The organism is Streptomyces sp. NPDC018693 (genome assembly GCF_044391385.1).
In the GTDB taxonomy this organism is placed as follows: Bacteria; Actinomycetota; Actinomycetes; order Streptomycetales; family Streptomycetaceae; genus Streptomyces.
On record NZ_JBIRZZ010000017.1, the window covers coordinates 23,777 to 41,028 of the forward strand.

Annotated in this window: 17 protein-coding genes, 1 tRNA gene and 1 pseudogene; 11 read left to right on the plus strand and 8 right to left on the minus strand. The window is 71.3% G+C overall.

Going from position 1 to position 17,252, the window contains the following annotated elements; genetic code table 11:
• The first annotated feature begins 91 nt into the window (after positions 1-91).
• A complete protein-coding gene (locus tag ACH5AC_RS31870; protein ID WP_398865730.1) occupies positions 92-1,129 on the plus strand; it encodes a sugar phosphate isomerase/epimerase family protein in 1,038 nt (345 codons plus the stop codon).
• Between the two features lie 54 nt (positions 1,130-1,183).
• Here ACH5AC_RS31870 and ACH5AC_RS31875 read toward each other — a convergent pair.
• Positions 1,184-1,454: pseudogene (locus ACH5AC_RS31875) on the minus strand (CoA-binding protein); the annotation flags it as partial.
• A 349-nt stretch (positions 1,455-1,803) separates the two neighbouring features.
• Here ACH5AC_RS31875 and ACH5AC_RS31880 point away from each other — a divergent pair.
• From ACH5AC_RS31880 to ACH5AC_RS31920, 9 genes are all read left to right on the plus strand, one after another.
• A tRNA-Leu gene (locus ACH5AC_RS31880) sits at positions 1,804-1,888 on the plus strand.
• Positions 1,889-2,095: 207 nt separating this feature from the next.
• Entirely contained in the window at positions 2,096-3,574 is a 1,479-nt protein-coding gene (locus ACH5AC_RS31885; protein WP_398865732.1) for an LCP family protein, read from the plus strand.
• A 305-nt stretch (positions 3,575-3,879) separates the two neighbouring features.
• Positions 3,880-5,094 carry an ATP-binding protein gene (locus tag ACH5AC_RS31890; RefSeq protein ID WP_398865733.1) on the plus strand — a complete coding sequence of 405 codons (1,215 nt, stop codon included), beginning with the start codon at positions 3,880-3,882 and terminating at the stop codon, positions 5,092-5,094.
• Positions 5,091-5,492: a roadblock/LC7 domain-containing protein gene (locus ACH5AC_RS31895; protein ID WP_398865735.1), complete on the plus strand. Its 402-nt coding sequence runs from the start codon at positions 5,091-5,093 to the stop codon at positions 5,490-5,492. The genes ACH5AC_RS31890 and ACH5AC_RS31895 overlap by 4 nt, the downstream gene beginning before the upstream one ends.
• Positions 5,489-5,866, plus strand: a complete 378-nt coding sequence (locus ACH5AC_RS31900; RefSeq protein ID WP_398865736.1) for a DUF742 domain-containing protein — start codon at positions 5,489-5,491, stop codon at positions 5,864-5,866. The genes ACH5AC_RS31895 and ACH5AC_RS31900 overlap by 4 nt, the downstream gene beginning before the upstream one ends.
• Positions 5,841-6,434: a GTP-binding protein gene (locus tag ACH5AC_RS31905; RefSeq protein ID WP_398865737.1), complete on the plus strand. Its 594-nt coding sequence runs from the start codon at positions 5,841-5,843 to the stop codon at positions 6,432-6,434. The genes ACH5AC_RS31900 and ACH5AC_RS31905 overlap by 26 nt, the downstream gene beginning before the upstream one ends.
• An 8-nt stretch (positions 6,435-6,442) precedes the next feature.
• A complete protein-coding gene (locus ACH5AC_RS31910; RefSeq protein WP_398865738.1) occupies positions 6,443-7,786 on the plus strand; it encodes a cytochrome P450 in 1,344 nt (447 codons plus the stop codon).
• A gap of 103 nt (positions 7,787-7,889) precedes the next feature.
• Complete coding sequence (locus ACH5AC_RS31915; RefSeq protein ID WP_398865739.1) at positions 7,890-8,027, plus strand: hypothetical protein; 138 nt, start codon at positions 7,890-7,892, stop codon at positions 8,025-8,027.
• Positions 8,027-9,157 carry a tryptophan dimethylallyltransferase family protein gene (locus ACH5AC_RS31920; RefSeq protein WP_398865740.1) on the plus strand — a complete coding sequence of 377 codons (1,131 nt, stop codon included), beginning with the start codon at positions 8,027-8,029 and terminating at the stop codon, positions 9,155-9,157. The genes ACH5AC_RS31915 and ACH5AC_RS31920 overlap by 1 nt, the downstream gene beginning before the upstream one ends.
• A 102-nt stretch (positions 9,158-9,259) precedes the next feature.
• Here ACH5AC_RS31920 and ACH5AC_RS31925 read toward each other — a convergent pair whose 3' ends face one another.
• The 7 genes from ACH5AC_RS31925 to ACH5AC_RS31955 all read right to left on the minus strand — a co-directional run bounded on the left by ACH5AC_RS31925 (position 9,260) and on the right by ACH5AC_RS31955 (position 16,367).
• A complete protein-coding gene (locus ACH5AC_RS31925; protein WP_398865847.1) occupies positions 9,260-10,546 on the minus strand; it encodes a flavin-containing monooxygenase in 1,287 nt (428 codons plus the stop codon).
• A gap of 175 nt (positions 10,547-10,721) precedes the next feature.
• Positions 10,722-11,417 (minus strand): GntR family transcriptional regulator, encoded by a 696-nt coding sequence (locus ACH5AC_RS31930; protein ID WP_398865741.1) that lies wholly within the window; start codon positions 11,415-11,417, stop codon positions 10,722-10,724.
• Positions 11,418-11,484: 67 nt separating this feature from the next.
• Positions 11,485-12,486 (minus strand): proline racemase family protein, encoded by a 1,002-nt coding sequence (locus ACH5AC_RS31935; RefSeq protein WP_398865742.1) that lies wholly within the window; start codon positions 12,484-12,486, stop codon positions 11,485-11,487.
• A 27-nt stretch (positions 12,487-12,513) separates the two neighbouring features.
• A complete protein-coding gene (locus ACH5AC_RS31940; protein ID WP_398865743.1) occupies positions 12,514-13,413 on the minus strand; it encodes a dihydrodipicolinate synthase family protein in 900 nt (299 codons plus the stop codon).
• The gene (locus tag ACH5AC_RS31945) at positions 13,410-14,864 is read right to left on the minus strand and encodes an FAD-dependent oxidoreductase (RefSeq protein WP_398865744.1); all 1,455 of its coding nucleotides are present in this window, start codon (positions 14,862-14,864) and stop codon (positions 13,410-13,412) included. Before ACH5AC_RS31945 ends, ACH5AC_RS31940 begins: the two co-directional genes overlap by 4 nt.
• A complete protein-coding gene (locus ACH5AC_RS31950) occupies positions 14,857-15,216 on the minus strand; it encodes a (2Fe-2S)-binding protein (RefSeq protein WP_398865745.1) in 360 nt (119 codons plus the stop codon). Before ACH5AC_RS31950 ends, ACH5AC_RS31945 begins: the two co-directional genes overlap by 8 nt.
• On the minus strand, positions 15,213-16,367 hold the full coding sequence (locus ACH5AC_RS31955; protein WP_398865746.1) for an NAD(P)/FAD-dependent oxidoreductase: 1,155 nt from the start codon (positions 16,365-16,367) through the stop codon (positions 15,213-15,215). Before ACH5AC_RS31955 ends, ACH5AC_RS31950 begins: the two co-directional genes overlap by 4 nt.
• Before the next feature lie 117 nt (positions 16,368-16,484).
• Between ACH5AC_RS31955 and ACH5AC_RS31960 the strand changes: the two genes are divergently transcribed.
• Positions 16,485-17,174 carry a DNA polymerase beta superfamily protein gene (locus tag ACH5AC_RS31960; RefSeq protein WP_398865747.1) on the plus strand — a complete coding sequence of 230 codons (690 nt, stop codon included), beginning with the start codon at positions 16,485-16,487 and terminating at the stop codon, positions 17,172-17,174.
• Positions 17,175-17,252: the final 78 nt, after the last annotated feature.

Genomic DNA, 17,252 nt, shown 5'->3' on the forward strand with positions numbered 1-17,252 from the left:
CCCACCTGCTCCGCCTCTCCCTCCGACCCGACCGCTCACCAGTGAAGCACTCACCACTGACAACGCCCTCCGAACCCGAGGAGCTCCAGGCATGAGCCGCATTCAGCCCGACCTCGAACTCACCCACCGCCTCACCAGACGAGGCATGCTCGGCGTGGCCACCGGCGCCACCACCGCCGCCCTGCTGGGCGCCGCCGCGATCCCCGCCGCTGCCGCGACCCGCGCCGCCGAGACGGCCGTAGGCCGCGGTCGCCCCGTCCTGCCGCCGGGCCGCCTCGGCATCCAGCTGTACAGCCTGCGCGACAAGGTCTCCACCCTCGGCTTCGCCCCCGTCTTCGCCGAGCTGGAGAAATACGGCTACGACGAGGTCGAGTTCGCCGGCTACACCCAGGGCTCGGCCGGCCCGATCACCCTCGCCCAGCTCAGACGGCTGGCCAGGAACCACGGCCTGAACCCGATCGGCAGCCACGTCGGCTACTACTCCAGCGACCCCAACGCCTACACCTTCGCCCAGAACCTCACCAAGGTCCTCGACGACGCCGAGGCCCTCGGCCTCAGACACATCGGCACCGCCGCCGGACCGTTCCGCTACGGCGACACCATCGACGCGTGGAAGCGGGCCGCCGAGGACTTCAACACCTACGGCGCGGCGGCCCGGGCGCGCGGCATGAAGTTCTACCAGCACAACCACTCCGACGAGTTCGGCTTCGCGAGCGACGACCCGACGGTCCGTCTCTACGACGTCCTGCTCGCCGAGACCGACCCCGACCTGGTGTTCCTGGAGATGGACATCTTCTGGGCGTACGCCGGCCAGTTCCGTTTCTCGCGGCGGCCCGACGGCACGCCCGCCCCCTTCGACCCGCTGGACTACGTACGGAAGCAGCCGCACCGCTACCCGCTGTTCCATGTGAAGGACGGAGTCAGCGACCCGGACAACCAGTTCGGGTACCGCATGGTCGACGTCGGCGACGGCGACATCGACTACCGGCGGTTCATCTCGGCCGTGACCCGGCTGCCCGGTGAGCGTTTCGCCCACCACTGGCAGGCCGAACACGACCAGCCCGCCGAGTCGTTCACCTTCGCCCGGCGCTCCAGCGCCCATCTGCGCTCGCTGCGGGAGAAGTGCTGACCGCACCACATGAGGAGGGCCTCCCCGATACCCGGAGAGGCCCTCAGAGTCAGCGCCGTTGTCGGTGACGGCGTCGGACAGCAGGACGCCGCTGCCGCCGGCCCCCGTGATGATCACGAGGTTGTCCCCGGACGACGACCGGCTTCTTCGGTACGGTCGCCCGCGGGGCCTCGACGAAGGCGCGCCCGTCCTTGAGGTCCTCCAGGTGCGTCGCGATGCACTCGGTGTGCGGGTCCTCGCCGAACCAGGTCAGCAGGTCGTCCTCGTCCAGGTCCCACTCGTCGCCGAGGCCGACGATCGCCGAGACACAACGGCGCGCTGCTCGCCACGCTGTCCACGGACGACCGTACGACGTACGAGCGGCTCGCCCCGCAGATCCGCGCGTTCAAGGTCGGGCACGGCACGGCGCGCTCCCGTGGCGATCCGCACCCGGCGGGTGCCGGTCGGCCGGGGCCGCCGGGTGTGAGCCGTTGCCGCAGCCGGAGGTGGTCTTGCCGCGGAGGAGCCCACCGACGGGTGATCGAGGGATCACCCGCAGTGATGATCGACAATCACCGGCCGGCCGGCGCCCGCAGGGGGCCCTGCCTGCGGATACGCAGGTGAAAGGCACTGCGAAACCTTGGTATGGTTGTCCATGTCGCCGCGGGGAACACTCCGCGAACGGCAGACACCTCGTCCGGGTGGCGGAATGGCAGACGCGCTAGCTTGAGGTGCTAGTGCCCTTTATCGGGCGTGGGGGTTCAAGTCCCCCCTCGGACACATCGTTGATCCACCGTGTGCGGGTCGAGGGAAACCTCGACCCGCACACGGTGTTTTTCGTGCGTTCCCCCCTTCTTCCGGAGTCCTTCCCACCGCGTCAAGCACAAGCAAAATCGTGTATTCGTGCGACTGGGGGCAACCGATGGGGCTCGTCGGTGGTCTGAGCAAGGTGAGACGTCCGGGTCTTCCGTACGTATGTCAACAGGGATGCAGAGTTCGGCCGTCCGGCGAGAACCCGCGCCGGAGCGATCGGGCGCGGCGCACGACGGCGGCGACGGCCGGGCGGAGGGGCGAGCGAGGGTGGGCGGAACGGGCAGGCGCAGGGCGACGAAGTCCGGCACAGGTGGCGGCAGGCTCACGCGGCGGGGCCGGATCCTGGTGTGGGGCGCGGGCGTGACCGGCGTGGTCGTCCTCGGTGTGGTCGGGGTGGGTGCCTGGATCTACCAGGACCTCAACGACAACATCACGTCGGCCAAGGTCGACGACAAGCTCGGCGAGGACCGCCCCGAGAACCTCAGCCCCGGCTCCAAGAACATCCTGGTCGTCGGCTCCGACACCCGCAAAGGCGCCAACGCCAAGTACGGGAAGAACCTGGACACCATGCAGTCGGACACGCTGATGGTGCTGCACATCCCCGCGAACCGGGAGTGGGCCACCGTGGTGTCCTTCCCGCGCGACTCCTGGGTGCGGATACCGGCGTGCGAGAAGGGCGACGGCAGCACCTCCGACCCGCACCACTTCAAGATCAACGAGGCGTTCGCGCTCGGTGGCAGCACCGGCGATCCCGCCTCGGCCGCCGCCTGCACCATCAAGACCGTGGAGGCCAACACCGGGCTGCGCATGGACCACTTCATGGCGGTCGACTTCCAGGGCTTCAAGGGGATGGTGGACGCCCTCGACGGCATCGAGGTCTGTCCGGAACAGGCCATCCACAACAAGGCCGCGAAGCTGGACATCGAGCCCGGCTGCCAGACCGTGAGCGGCGAGAAGGCGCTGGGCTACGTCCGGGTCCGTTACGGCGTCGGCGACAACTCCGACATCGGGCGCATCGGACGCCAGCAGGAGTTCATGGACGCCCTGGCCAAGAAGGCGAAGTCCAAACTGACCGACGCCCAGGCGATGTACAGCTTCCTGCAGGCGGCCACCAAGTCCCTGACCACCGACCCCCCTCTGGCCGGCATCAAGCCGCTGACCGGTCTCGCCAACGAGCTCAAGGGCATCCCGAGCGACCGGCTCACCTTCCTGACCGTGCCCAACTACCCGCGTGAGGCCGACAAGCCCAGTGACAAGGCCAACGTGGTCTGGCAATTCCCGCAGGCCGCCGACCTGTTCACCTCCCTCGCCCACGACAAGGAGGTGACCAAGGAGCAGTTGACGGCCCAGACGAAGAATCTGGTCTACGCCTCCAATGTGCGCGTCCAGGTCCTCAACGGCACCGGCATCGGCGGGCGGGCCGCCGATGTCGCCGCGAAGCTGACCGCCGCCGGCTTCACCGTCGTCGGCACCGGCAACGCCCCGCAGAACGCCGCCAGTACGACGGTCAGTCATCCGGCCGGCCTGGAGGGGCAGGCGCGGGTCCTGTCCACCTGGCTGCCCAAGGCCACCACGGCGCAGGACGCGCAGGCGGCCGCCGGAGTGGTGACCCTCGTCGTCGGCAAGGACCTCGACCTCGAAGCCCTGCGCTGAGAGTCGTACGTCTGGATTGGCGTCCGATGGGGCGGAAGCCCGTTTATCGGTTGTCTTGTCGCGGTGGCACCAAACCGTCAACTGACCGGTCGTCAATGTTCAAGCATCGCGGCTAACTGACGGTCAGTGACTGGTTCCTGCGATGATACGATCACGCTCGCTTGTAGAGCGGGCGGATGGGTGCAGGACGACATCCCCGACTGCGGGGACGGTCCGGGCGGTTGACCCCGGTGCGGGCGGTCCGCCGGTCCACCCGCGTTGACGGGAATTCAGCAACTGTCCGTCAGTCGCCTGAAGAGAGTCTTATGACGCATTACATACCGGACCCTGTGGCCTGGGTTCTCTTTGTCGCCGTCATCGCCGCCGTCGCCCTGATCGTTCGTCAGCGCAGGGTGGCGCGCACGTTAAGGCAGGAGGTCTCAGGGCTCAGGACTCACTACTCCGAGCTGGAGAACGAGTACACGCAGTCCGTCGCGGCCGCCCAGGAGCGCGCCGAGGAGGCGACGAAGACGGTGCTGAAGTCGGCGATGCGCACCCTGCAGGGTCTCGCCGCCGAACAGCAGTTGATCGTCTCCCGGCTGCAGACCAAGTACGGCGAGTCGGTCATCCTCCAGGACCTGCTGGAGATCGACCACACCAACTCCCAGTTCGGCCGCCGCGCCCAGTCCATCGCCGTCCTGTGCGACGGCTGGCTCGGCCGCCAGCGCGACGTGGCCTCCGTGTACGACGTGGTGCGCAGCGCCCAGGGCAGGATCCGCCATTTCCGGCGGGTGGAGATTCTCTCCCAGGTGGACTTCGGCATCACCAGCCGCGCCGTCGAGCCCGTGGCACTGGCGCTCGCCGAACTGCTCGACAACGCCACCAGCTATTCCAGCCCCGACACGGTCGTCGAAATCAATATCCGCACCGTGCCCAAGGGTATTTGCATCGTCGTCGACGACGCCGGTGTCGGCATGAACGACGAGGAGCGCGCCCGCGCGGAGAAACTCCTCTCCAGCGAACGAGTCTCCGGGGTCTCCGGCCTCGGTAACCCGCCGCAGTTCGGCTTCGCCGTGATCGGTGTGCTCGCCGAGCGCTTCGGCTTCGAGGTGTCCGTCGACTCCACCTCCCCCTACGGCGGTGTCCGCGCCGTCCTCCTGTTGCCGCACGACCTGCTCACCAGCGCGCCCGAGCAGAGGGAGCCCGCGCCGGTCCTCCCCACCGTCGCCGCCGCCTCGGTCAACGGCGGCCCCGAGCCCGCGCTGGCCGGCGCCACCACCACCGCCGACGGCCTGCCCAAGCGGCGCCGCAAGCGGCCCATGGCGGTCGTGCCGAACACCCCCACCGCCGCACCCGCACCCGCACCCGCACCCGCCCCGGCCGCCCCGGCCACCGCGTCCCGGCGCACCGGCGCGGAATCGGCGGCGATCATGGGCGCCTTCCAGCGCGGCACGCAGTCGGGCCGGGCCACACAGGGCGGCGCGGCGGACCAGACGAGCAGCACACGTGGTGCGAGCAGTGAAGGGCATGAGGTCTCGTGAACGACGATCTGTCATGGATGCTTGACAGCGCCCTGGAGATTCCCGGGGCCCTGCACGCGGTCCTGATCTCCGCCGACGGCCTGTTGATGGCCCGGACGAAGGACTTCGACAAGGACAACGCCGACCGGGTGGCCGCCGCGATGAGCGGGGTGCAGTCACTCAGCCGCTCCCTCGGCTTCTTCTGCGAGGACCCCGGCCACCGCTGGCGGCAGACCCTCGTCGAGTTCGACGGCGGCTGGGTGTTCCTGATCTCCGCGGGGGAGGGTGCCTACCTCGGCGTGTCGGCCACCCCGGACGTCGATATGCAGGACATCACCTTCCGTATGCAGCAGCTCGTCGCCCAGCTCGGCAAGGCGCTCACCACGCCGCCGCGCGAGAACCTCGGCGCGCGCTCATGACCGGGTTCGACGAACTGGAGCCGCAGACGCCGGAGTTAGTGCGACCGTACGTCATCACCAAGGGACGCGGGCTGCCCGACGAGGAGCAGCTCTCCCTGATCACCCTGGTCACCGCGGCGGCCGACACCCAGCAACGGCCGACCCGCCTGTCACCGGAGGAACAGAACCTGTTGGAGCTGTGCTCGGCCGGCTACCTGTCGGTGGCCGAGATCGCCGGACACACCCACCTGCCGCTCGGCGTGGTCAAGATCCTCCTCGCCGCCCTCACCGAGGGCGGCTACCTCATCACCCGCCCGCCGGTGCAGCGGGCTCCCCTCGCCGACAGGGAGATCCTGGAGGAGGTGCTGAATGGTCTCAGGGCCAAGTTTGGATGAGGCGGCGTATGTGCGGGCCGGCGAGAGCCAGACCGCCGTGAAGATCCTCGTGGTGGGCCACTTCGCGGTGGGCAAGACCACGTTCATCGGGGCGATCTCGGAGATCGAGCCGCTGTCCACCGAGGAGACGATGACCCGGGCCGCGGAGGCGGTCGACGACCTCAAGGGCGTCCAGGGCAAGACCACCACCACGGTCGCCATGGACTTCGGCCGGCTCACCATCAGCGACCGCGTGGTGCTGTACCTGTTCGGCACGCCCGGACAGCAGCGCTTCGTGCAGATGTGGGAGGACATGGCCCGCGGCGCGCTCGGCGCGCTGGTGCTCGTCGACCCCGAGCGGCTCGCCGACTCCTTCGCCGTGATCGACCTCATCGAGCAGTACGGACTCGACTACGCCATCGCCGTCAACCACTTCGACGGCGCCCCGCTGCGCGACGAGTCCGCCCTGCGCGAGGCGCTCGACCTCCTCGACGACACCCCCGTCGTCACCTGCGACGCGCGAGACGAGAGGTCCTCGGCCGACGCGCTCATCACCCTCGTCCGCCATCTGCAGGAACGTGCCCACTAGGAGCAACCATGGACGCCCAGTCAACCCCCGTGCCCCCGCCCGGGTGTCCCGCACACCACACCGGCGCCCGAGTACCGCTGTACGGCCCGGAGTTCGCCGCCGACCCGCAGGCGTACTACGCCTACCTGCGTCACTACGGCGCCACCGCTCCCGTCGAGCTCGCTCCCGGCGTGGAGGCCACCCTCGTCACGGACTACGGCGCGGCCCTGCAACTCCTCCAGGACTCCGCCTCGTTCCGCAAGGACGCTCGGCGCTGGCGTGCCCTCAATGAGGGCAAGGTGGCCCCCGACAGCCCGGTCGCACCGGTGCTGGCCTACCGGCCGAACGCCATGTTCAGTGATGGCGCGGAGCATCTGAGGCTGCGTCAGGCCATCGCGGACAGCATGGCCAAGGTGGACGGCCGCCGGGTGAGCCAGTCCACCGAGCGCGTCTCCGACTTCCTCATCTCCCAGTTCAGCGCGCGCGGTTCGGTCGACCTGCTGAACGACTACGCCAAGCAGCTGCCGCTGTTCGTGTTCAACGAACTGTTCGGCTGCCCCGCGGACATCGGCGACCGCGTGGTGTTCGGCATCACCAACATGTTCGACGGTGTCAACGCCGAGAAGGCGATGGGGGTGCTGTTCCAGGCCGCCGGTGAGCTGGTCGCGCTCAAGCGGTCCAGGCCCGGCGAGGACGTCACCACCTGGCTGATGCAGCATCAGGCCAGGCTGACCGACGAGGAGATGGTCCACCAGCTGGCTCTGCTGATGGTCGGCGGCAACGAACCGCTGCGCAACCTCATCGGCAACACCCTGCACCGGCTCCTCACCCACGACGCGTACGCCAACCAGGGCGGACTCATCGACGAGGCGATCGACGACACGCTGTGGGAGAACCCGCCCATGGCGAACCTGGCACCCCACTACCCGGTCGCCGACATGGAGTTCGCCGGGCAGCACCTGCAGGCCGGCGACCTGGTGCTGGTCAGCTTCGCCGCCGCCAACACCGGCCCTGCGCTGTCCGCCGCCCGGCAGGCCGGCAGCAACCGGGCGCACCTGGCGTGGAGCGCGGGCCCGCACGCCTGCCCCTCCAAGGAGCCCGCCCGGCAGATCACGGTCACCGCCATCGAGAACCTGCTCAACAGGCTCCCCGACGTCGAACTCGCCGTCCCCTCCGACAGCCTGACCTGGCGCCCCGGCCCGTTCAACCGTGGTCTGGTCACGCTGCCCGCCCGGTTCACCCCGGTGGAGGCCGTACGGCGGACCGCTCCGCAGGTGCGCACCGAGGCACCGGCGCAGCACGAGTCGGCGTCAGGCCGCAAGACCGAACGCGCCGGCATGTGGAGCCAGTTCCTCAACTGGCTGACGAGGTGATTCACACAACACCCGACAACTCTCCACAGCTGCATGACAATTCAACCTCTGGGGTAGTGAGGAACGCGTCAATCCGCGTTACTCACGATTCGAAGGAGGTGTCGTGGACCTCATATTCCCCGACGCCGCTCACCTACAACGCCCCAGCGTCATGCGTCCCCTGATACCCGCCGAGAACGGCGGGTATCTTCTTGTCCGCTCCGGCTTTGTCGCCTCCGGCCAGTGGTGGGAGGCGCGGTGATGTCCTTCCGTCACGGCGCACCGGCCGTTCCCGACGCGGACACCCTCGGCGGTCACACCACACGCCAGCTGCTGCGGCTGTGCGAGGTCGCGGGTCTGGGCGGCGGCGACGCCTCCGTCTACGCGCGCATACTCCTCGGGGCGCTGGGCCCGGTGGCCGAGCGCCCGCTGGACCTGCCGCCCGCCACCGCCAGCTTCCTGTCCGACGACCACACGCCGGTGGAGTTCTCGCTGTCCTGTGTGCCGAACGCCGCCCCGACCCTGCGGGTGCTGCTGGAGCCGGGGTGCGGCGCAGGCACCCTGGCCCAGAACGGTCGTGCGGGACTGGCGTTCCTCCGCGAGGCGGCACAGCGCTGGGACTTCGCCACGGACCGGCTCGACGAGCTGGAGGACCTCTTCTTCCCCGACGCACCCGAGGGGCCCCTGGCGCTCTGGCTGGCGCTGGAGCTGCGGCCCGGCGGGGTGCCCAAGGTCAAGGTGTATCTGAACCCGGCGGCGTCCGGGCCGGAGCGGGCCGCCGACACGGTGCGTGAGGCGCTGGAGCGGCTCGGCCACCGGGAGGCGTTCGACGCCCTGCCCGAGGGGGACCGCCATCTCTTCTTCGCCCTGGACCTCGGCGACTGGGACGAACCCCGGGTGAAGGTCTACCTCGCCCACCATGACCTGTCGGCCCCGGAGGCCGGCGGGCTGTCCCGCATGCCGGGCGGGCCCGACGCGGCGGACACAGAATCGTTCTTTCGCATGGCGGGCGGGCTCGACGGTGACTCAGGGCCGGACGGACGTCTGGGCCGCAGGCCGGTCCAGTCCTGCCACGCGTTCACCGAGACGGCGACCGGGCTGCCCAGCGGCTTCACGCTGTACGTCCCGGTCCGGGACTACGCCGCGCATGACGGCGAGGCGCTGGAGCGCGCCACGGCGCTGCTGGAGCGGTACGGCATGGATGCGGGGTCGCTGCGCTCGGCTGTCGCCGCCGTGTCCGAGCGGAGGTTGGAGGACGGGGTGGGGCTTGTCGCCTATGTGTCCGTCGCTCACCAGTTGGGGCGTCCGCCGCGCGTGACGGCGTATCTCTCGTCGGAGGCGTACCGTGTGCGTCCGCCGGTCGCACAGGGTGGGTCTGTGGCCGTGCGGTGACGTTTCGTCCGTGTGTCCGTTGTGGCTGGTCGCGCCCCTGCGGCCAAGCCGCACAGTGATACCGCCCCGCGCCCCTTCGGGGCGCGGTGGCACGACACCTTCCTACTCCGCCCGCAGCTCCTGCAGGTACGGTGCGACGTTGACCTGGATCGAGGTGCCCTCGCGGTCGCCGTACTGGCCGGCGATGGCGCTGAGGTGGGTACTGATCTCCTTGCGCATGACCTCGGGCGCAGGGAGCACCGCCTCGCCGGCGGCGAGGCGGGCCATCCAGCGGGCCTGCGCCTCCACGAGGCGGGTGATCGACCCGTGCGGGCGGACCAGGCCGATGAAGGACAGCCCCGCGTGGTCGGGCGCCACCACGCGCTTGTACAGCTCGACCGAGCCGCCCGCTCCGACGGGGCAGCCCTCGGGCAGGAAGGGGTAGCTCATGCGGTAGCCGGTGCAGTAGACGATGGCGTCGGCGCGTTCGGCGGTGCCGTCGGTGAACAGCACGCGGTCACCCTCGACGCGGTCGATCGCGGGTCTGGGGATCACTCCGCCGTGGCGGATACGGCTGAGTATCTCGTCCGAGAGTGTCACGGCCGAGGCGAAGACCGGGTGGTCGGGCTCGGGCAGCCCGTAGTCGGCGAGCTTGCCCCGCGCGACCAGCAGGGCCTGTTCGAGGAACCTGCGCTGTTCCTCCAGCGACATCGCGGTCCACCAGGGGGCCTCGGCGATCTCGTCCAGGGGCATGCCGAAGATCTGCTTGGGCAGGATGTGCAGCCCCCGGCGCACCGAGAGCAGGGTCCGCTCGGCGTGCCGGGAGAGGTCGGCGGCGATGTCCACCGCCGAGGCGCCCAGGCCCACGACGACGACGCGCTGTCCGTCGTAGTCGCCGCCGTCGCGGTAGTCGAAGGCGTGGAGAATCGTTCCCTCGAACGTCTCGTGCCCCGGCGGCAGGGCCGGCATGACGGGCTCGGTGTTGTGTCCCGAGGCGACCACGACCTGGGTGAAGGTGCGGGTGCGGGCCGTCCCCGCGGCGTCCCGGCTGACCACCGTCCAGGTGCCGTCGGGCCGCTGCCGCACGGACTCCACCGCGGTCTCCAGCTCGATGTGGTCCAGGACCCCGGCCCACTCGGCGTACGCGCGCAGATAGGCGGCCATGTCGCTGTGGCTGGGATACACCGGATAGGACGCCGGCATCGGGAAGTCGGCGAACCCCGTCAGCTGCTTGGTCGAGTTGAGGTGGAGGGACAGATAACCCGGCCCGCGCTCGCCGGCGTCCGGCTGGCGCCAGATACCGCCCACACCGGGAGCCTTTTCGAGGCAGACGAAGTCGACGCCCCGGGCCTTGAGGGCTCGGGCCGTCGCCAGCCCCGACAGACCTGCACCGATGAGGCACACACGCACGGCTTCCCTCACAGGAACGACACCATCCTTTCGCGCACGGGCATTGACTGCCCAACCGGCACTCTTCTCACACCAGCGACAAGGATCACAGCAGGGCGCTCTTGCGCCGGGGCCGGGGGTGTGAAGGACGGCTCTGACCGGGGGTTTCGTCCCTTCGACGGTGGCTGATGACCCGTCAGTCGCCGTCCGCGGCCCACAGACCCCGCACATGCCCGAGGTGACGGGTCATCACCTCGCGCACGGCGTGCTCGTCACGCGCCAACAGGGCGTCGAGGAGCTCCAGATGCTCCTCGGCGGAGGCGAGCAGCCGGCCCGAGGCGGAGAGCGCGGTCAGACCGTAGAGGCGGGCGCGGCCGCGCAGATCGCGGACCACCTCCACGAGATGGGCGTTGCCGGCGAGGGCGAGCAGCCCGAGGTGGAAGCGGGTGTCCGCCTCGACGTACGCGATGAGGTCGCCGGCGGCGGCCGCGCTGACGATCTCCCGGGCGGCGGGCCGCAGCGCCTCCAGCGACACCGGGTCGGCGCCGGCGGCCAGCGCGACCACCGTCGGGATCTCGATCAGCGCACGGACATGGGTGTACTCGTCGAGCTGCCGGTCGGAGACGTCCGTCACCCGGAAGCCCTTGTTGGGCACCGCGTCGACCAGGCCCTCCTTCGCCAGGTCGAGCATCGCCTCACGCACCGGGGTCGCGGACACCCCGAAGCGGGCGGCGAGCGTGGGCGCCGAGTACACCTCGCCCGGCCGCAGTTCGCCCGCGATCAGCGCGGCGCGCAGCGCGTCGGCGACCTTCTCGCGGTAGCTGCTGCGGCGGCCGCCCAGCCGGGGGAGCGCGGGTGCGGCAGACGGGGGGCTGCTGCGCTGGGCGGTCATGGAGGTCTCCTCGGGGTCCGGCGGGTGCGACCCGCGGGTGCTATGTCACGCACCACCAGTATCTACGTCACAGGACGAACCCCGCCGGGAAGGGATCCGTCGGGTCCAGCAGGTACTGGGCCGTGCCCGTGATCCAGGCGCGGCCGGTGAAGCTGGGCAGCACGGCCGGGAGACCGGCGACCTCGGTGGTGCCGAGGAGACGACCGGTGAAGCGCGTACCGATGAAGGACTCGTTCACGAACTCGGTGTGCAGCGGGAGTTCGCCGCGCGCGTGCAGCTGCGCCATGCGCGCGCTCGTCCCCGTCCCGCAGGGTGAGCGGTCGAACCAGCCCGGGTGGATCGCCATCGCGTGCCGCGAGTGACGGGCCGTCGCACCGGGCGCGTACAGATGGACGTGGTGGCAGCCGCGGATGGACGGGTCCTCGGGATGCACCGGCTCCGCCTCGGAGTTGATCGCCTCCATCAGGGACAGCCCCGCCCGCAGGATGTCGTCCTTGTGGGCGCGGTCGAAGGGCAGCCCGAACTCCTCCAGCGGCAGAATGGCGTAGAAGTTGCCGCCGTACGCGAGGTCGTAGGTCACCGTCCGCCCGTCCGCGAGGGTGATCTCGCGGTCCAGGCCGACGGAGTACGACGGCACGTTCCGCAGGGTGACCGCCTTCGCCGCGCCGTCCTCCACCGCGACCTCGGCGACCACCGGGCCGGCCGGGGTGTCCAGCCGGATGGTGGTGACCGGCTCGACGACCTCGACCATGCCCGTCTCGACGAGGACCGTCGCCACCCCGATCGTGCCGTGCCCGCACATCGGCAGACAACCGGAGACCTCGATGTAGACGACGCCCCAGTCGCAGTCCGGCCGGGTCGGCGGCTGGAGGATCGCGCCACTCATCGCGGCGTGGCCGCGCGGCTCGTTCATCAGCAACTGCTTGATGTCGTCGCGGTGTTCACGGAACCACAGCCGCCGCTCGTTCATCGTCGCGCCCGGGATGGTGCCGATCCCGCCGGTGATCACGCGGGTGGGCATGCCCTCGGTGTGCGAGTCGACGGCGTGCAGGACGAGCTTGCTGCGCATGTCGTGTCTCCTTCCCGTCGCCCTGCCCTACGCCAGCCCCGCGGCGGCGGCCTTCTCGGTGGCCGCGCGGACCGCCGCGTCCTGCTCGGGCAGCAACGGGACCCGGGGCGGCCGGCAGGGCCCGCCGTACCGCCCGACGACGTCCATGGACAGCTTGATCGACTGCACGAACTCCACGCGTGAGTCCCAGCGCAGCAGCGGGTGCAGCGCGCGGTACAGCGGCAGCGCGGTGGTGAGGTCACCGGCCAGGGCGGCACGGTACAGCTCGACGCAGGCGCGCGGCAGGGCGTTCGGATACCCGGCGACCCAGCCCTTGGCGCCCGCCACCGCCAGCTCCAGCAGCACATCGTCCGCACCGATCAACAGATCGAGCTCCGGGGCGAGTTCGGCGATGCGGTAGGCGCGGCGGACGTCTCCCGAGAACTCCTTGACGCCGTGCACCAGCCCTTCGGCGTGCAGTTCGGCGAGCAGCTCCGGCACGAGGTCGACCTTGGTGTCGATCGGGTTGTTGTACGCCACGACCGGCAGGCCCGCCTTCGCGACCTCCGCGTAGTGCGCGACCACCGAACGCCGGTCGGCGCGATAGGCGTTGGGCGGCAGCAGCATCACGGCACCGCAGCCCGCCTCGCTCGCCTGCTCGGCCCAGCGGCGGGCCTCCGCCGAACCGTACGCGGCGACCCCGGGCATCACCCGCGCGCCGCCGACCGCGGCCACGGCGGTCTCCACGACCCGCGCCCGCTCCTCGGGCGTGAGTGCCTGGTACTCGCCCAGCGAACCGTTCGGCACGACCCCGTCGCAGCCGCTCTCCACCAGCCAGGCACAGTGCTCGGCGTAGCGGTCGTAGTCGATCGAGAGGTCGTCGTGCAAGGGCAGCGCGGTGGCGACGAGGACGCCCCGCCAGGGGCGCTGATCGAGGGTGTTCGTCATGGGCGGGTCCCCTTTCCGAGGGCCGGTGGGAGGCACGGTGGCGTGGTGCGATCAGGGTCTTCGGACGGCGGTACGGCGGCCAGGGCGCCCAGCGGAACCGGCCGGGCCAGGAAGCGGCGCGCGGGGGTGGGCGCACAGCCCGCGACACCGGCGACTCCCGGCTCGCAGATCCGGCCCTGGCACCAGCCCATCCCCGCCCGCGTCAGCAGCTTCACCGTGCGCAGATCGCCCGCGCCCAGCGTGTCGACGGCCTCGCGGACGGAGCCCGCGGTCACCTCCTCGCAACGGCACACGACCGTCTCGTCGGTGACCTGGTCCGCCCAGCGCGCGGGCGGGACGTAGACGTCGTCGAGCGCCGCGAAGAAGGCCCGCAGCCGGGTACGGGTCCGGGCGGCCGCCGTCCAGCCGTGCGGGTCGGGCGCGGTGCCGTGCAGGCGGGCGGCGGCGGAGCGGCCGGCGATATGGCCCTCGGCGAGGGCGAGGACCGCGCCGCCGATGCCGGTGGTCTCCCCGGCCGCCCACACGCCGGGCACATCGGTGCGCTGTTCGTCGTCGACCCGGACGGCCGGGCCGTCGAGCCGGCAACCGAGTCCCTCGGCGAGGTCGGTGTGCGGCAGCATGCCGTGGCCGACGGCGAGCGTGTCGCAGACGAGGCGCCGCTCCGTGCCCCGTACGGGCCGTCCCTCGGCGTCGAGCGCGGCGACTGTCACGGCCTCCAGGCGTTCCTCGCCGTGCGCCTCCAGCACGGTGTGACGCATCATCACCGGCACGCGATGACGCAGGAGTTCGGCGGCGAACACCGCGCCCTCGATCAGCTTGGCGGGCTGTGCGGTCAGGGCGCGGGCCCGTCGTGGAAAGCCCTTCGGGTCGGCGGAGTCGACGAGCGCGGCGACCCGGGCGCCCGCCGCCGCGAGCCCGGTCGCGACGGGCAGCAGCAGCGGCCCGGTACCTGCCACGACAGCGGTGCGCCCCGGCAGGACGAGGCCGCCCTTCAGCATGGCCTGGGCACCGCCCGCCGTGACCACGCCGGGCAGGGTCCAGCCGGGGAAGGGCAGCACCTTCTCGTATCCGCCGGTCGCCAGGACGACCCCGGACGCGCGGACGGTGACGGGGTCCCGCTGCTCCGGGCCGAGGAGCGCGTGGACTGTGAGGGCGGTACCCGACTGGCGTTCCACGGACCAGATGTGATGGCCCGCCATGTGGCTGATCCGTCCGGCGGCGATGTGGGTGTCGAGGCCGGTGCGCAGCCGTTCCCAGGTGCGCCACTGGTGGTGCAGGGCCTGCGGGCGGCGCGCGCCGAGGGCGGGCGCGGGCTGCCGGTAGAACTGGCCGCCCGGCTCGGCGGCGGAGTCCAGCAGGGCGACCCGGACCCCTCGTGCGGCGGCGGCCAGCGCGGCGGCGAGCCCGGCGGGCCCGGCGCCGATCACCGCGAGCAGCGGCGGCTCAGTCATCGTGGCCCGACCCTTCCTGGGTGCTGGTGTCCGCGTGGCCTGTCCCTTCCTGGGTGCGGATGTCCGCGCCGGGTGTGGCCGGTACCAGGCAGGCCCGCTGGTTGGGGTGGCCGTCTACCGTCACCAGGCAGTCGAAGCAGACGCCGATCCCGCAGAAGACCCCGCGCGGCCGGGCGGCCCCGCGCGTGGTGCGCCAGGCGGTGACGCCGGCCGACCAGAGCGCCGCGGCGACCGTCTGCCCGGGCAGCGCCTCGATCTCCCGGCCGTCGAAGGTGAGGGTGAACGGGGTGCCGGGGCGGGCCCGGGCGAGTTCCAGCGGGCCCGGGGCCCGGCGTGGCTGGGGCGGATTCACTCGGTGGCCTCCTCGGCGAACCGGTCGGGGCGGAACGGGTCGAGGTCGAGTGCGGGCCGTTCACCGGCCAGCTCCTGGGCGACGAGCCGGCCGGTGCCGGTCGCCAGCCCGATGCCGGCGCCCTCGTGCCCGCAGGCGTGGAACAGCCCGGGCAGGCGCGGGTCGCGGCCGATGGCCGGCAGATGGTCCGGCAGGTAGGGACGGAAGCCCAGGTACGTACGCATCGCCCGCACCTGCTCAAGGAACGGGAACAGGTGCACCGCCCCGGCCGCCAGGGCCCGTACGGCAGGCAGCGAGAAGGAGCGGTCGAAGCCGACGCGTTCGCGACTGGCGCCGATCAGGACGGGCCCGGCCGCCGTGCCCTCGACGACCGGCGAGGTCTGCAGCGCCGCCGAATCGCTGGCCACGTCGGCCACATAGTCGGCGGCGTACACCTTGTGCCGTACCCGGCGCGGCAGCGGCTCGGTGACCAGCACGAAGCCGCGGCGGGGGAGGACCGGCAGCCGCAGTCCGGCGAGCGCGGCCACCTCGCCGCCCCAGGCCCCGGCCGCGTTCACCACCGCGGGCGCGTGCACGTCGCCGCGGTCGGTGCGTACGCCGCGCACGGTGCCGTCGGCGCCGCGCAGCACCTCGGTCACCGTGCGGCCGGTCTCCACCCGGGCGCCCGAGGCGCGCAGCAGGTGGGCGGCGGCCAGGGCCGGCATGACCTGGGCGTCCTGCGGGTAGAGCATGCCGCCCGCGAGTCCCGGGGCCAAGTAGGGTTCAAGGGCCCGCAGTTCGTCGGACGCGACGGCCACTGCCTCGACCCCGGCAGCTTTCTGACCGGCCGACAGCTCGGTGAGCGCGGCAACGCTGTCCGGGGTGGACGCGACGACGAGGCCGCCCTTGGTCTCGTACTCGACGGACCGGCCGAACTCCTCAGCCAGCTCACGCCACAACCGCACGGACAGCAGGGCGAGTTCCAGTTCCGGTCCCGGCTCCTTGTCGGACACGAGCAGATTTCCCTCGCCCGCGCCGGTCGTCCCGCCGGCGACCGGACCACGGTCCACCACGACGACGTCGAGCCCGGCGCGGGCCGCGTACAGCGCACAGGCGGCACCGATCATGCCGGCGCCGACGACCACGACATCGCAACTCGGTCGCTTGGTCACAGCAGTAATATGTCACATGGCGCCCTCGGCCGGAACACACCGGAAAAATGTGAGGTGAGCGAGTCGCCCGGCACGGCACGATGCAGGGCCAACACCAGCGGGGACATGGGGGACGGAATGACTACGACGACCGTCGACAACATCCTGCTGTCCGGCGTCGTCGGCTCGACGGCGTACGGGCTGGCGCACGCGGGATCCGACGTGGACCGGCTCGGCCTGTTCGCCGCGCCCACCGAGGAACTGCACGGCCTGCACCCGCCGAAGGAGTCGCATGTCAGCACGGCTCCCGACCGCACCCTGCACGAGGCCGCCAAGTGGTGCCGGCTCGCCCTCGGCGGCAATCCGACCGTCATGGAGCTGGTCTGGCTGCCGGAGGACCTGTACGAGGTGCGCACCCCGCTCGGCGAGGAACTGATCGGCATCCGCGCCTCGTTGCTGAGCGCCGCCCGGGTCCGCGACGCCTATCTCGGCTATGCCACCCAGCAGTTCAGGAAGCTGCAGAGCCGTGGCGACGGCTCCTTCTCGGCCGACACCCGCAGGCGCACGGCCAAACACGCCCGGCACCTCAAGCGGCTCTGCCACCAGGGGTACGAGCTGTACGCGACCGGACGGCTGACCATCCGGGTCGAGGACCCCGAGAGCTACCACCGGTTCGGCGAGCGGGTCGCCGCCGACCCCGAGGCCGCCCGGCCCCTGCTGAACCGCTTCGAGACGGCCTTCGCGGAGACGCGCAGCGTGCTGCCGGAGCGCCCGGACGAGCGGGCCGCCGACGCGTGGCTGCGCCGCGTGCGCCGGCACTTCTATTAAATCGCGCGCCCCGCACGGCTGTTCCTCTCTACACTCACCCCCACGTGTGCCGCCCACGACCGGTGGCCGCGCATCACC

Excerpts from the sequence above, each read along its gene's own strand:
- ACH5AC_RS31870 (WP_398865730.1), top strand. The coding sequence starts at position 92 with ATGAGCCGCATTCAGCCCGACCTCGAACTCACCCACCGCCTCACCAGA.
- ACH5AC_RS31885 (WP_398865732.1), top strand. The coding sequence starts at position 2,096 with ATGCAGAGTTCGGCCGTCCGGCGAGAACCCGCGCCGGAGCGATCGGGC.
- ACH5AC_RS31890 (WP_398865733.1), top strand. The coding sequence starts at position 3,880 with ATGACGCATTACATACCGGACCCTGTGGCCTGGGTTCTCTTTGTCGCC.
- ACH5AC_RS31900 (WP_398865736.1), top strand. The coding sequence starts at position 5,489 with ATGACCGGGTTCGACGAACTGGAGCCGCAGACGCCGGAGTTAGTGCGA.
- ACH5AC_RS31905 (WP_398865737.1), top strand. The coding sequence starts at position 5,841 with ATGGTCTCAGGGCCAAGTTTGGATGAGGCGGCGTATGTGCGGGCCGGC.
- ACH5AC_RS31910 (WP_398865738.1), top strand. The coding sequence starts at position 6,443 with ATGGACGCCCAGTCAACCCCCGTGCCCCCGCCCGGGTGTCCCGCACAC.
- ACH5AC_RS31920 (WP_398865740.1), top strand. The coding sequence starts at position 8,027 with ATGTCCTTCCGTCACGGCGCACCGGCCGTTCCCGACGCGGACACCCTC.
- ACH5AC_RS31930 (WP_398865741.1), bottom strand. The coding sequence starts at position 11,417 with ATGACCGCCCAGCGCAGCAGCCCCCCGTCTGCCGCACCCGCGCTCCCC.
- ACH5AC_RS31935 (WP_398865742.1), bottom strand. The coding sequence starts at position 12,486 with ATGCGCAGCAAGCTCGTCCTGCACGCCGTCGACTCGCACACCGAGGGC.
- ACH5AC_RS31940 (WP_398865743.1), bottom strand. The coding sequence starts at position 13,413 with ATGACGAACACCCTCGATCAGCGCCCCTGGCGGGGCGTCCTCGTCGCC.
- ACH5AC_RS31945 (WP_398865744.1), bottom strand. The coding sequence starts at position 14,864 with ATGACTGAGCCGCCGCTGCTCGCGGTGATCGGCGCCGGGCCCGCCGGG.
- ACH5AC_RS31960 (WP_398865747.1), top strand. The coding sequence starts at position 16,485 with ATGACTACGACGACCGTCGACAACATCCTGCTGTCCGGCGTCGTCGGC.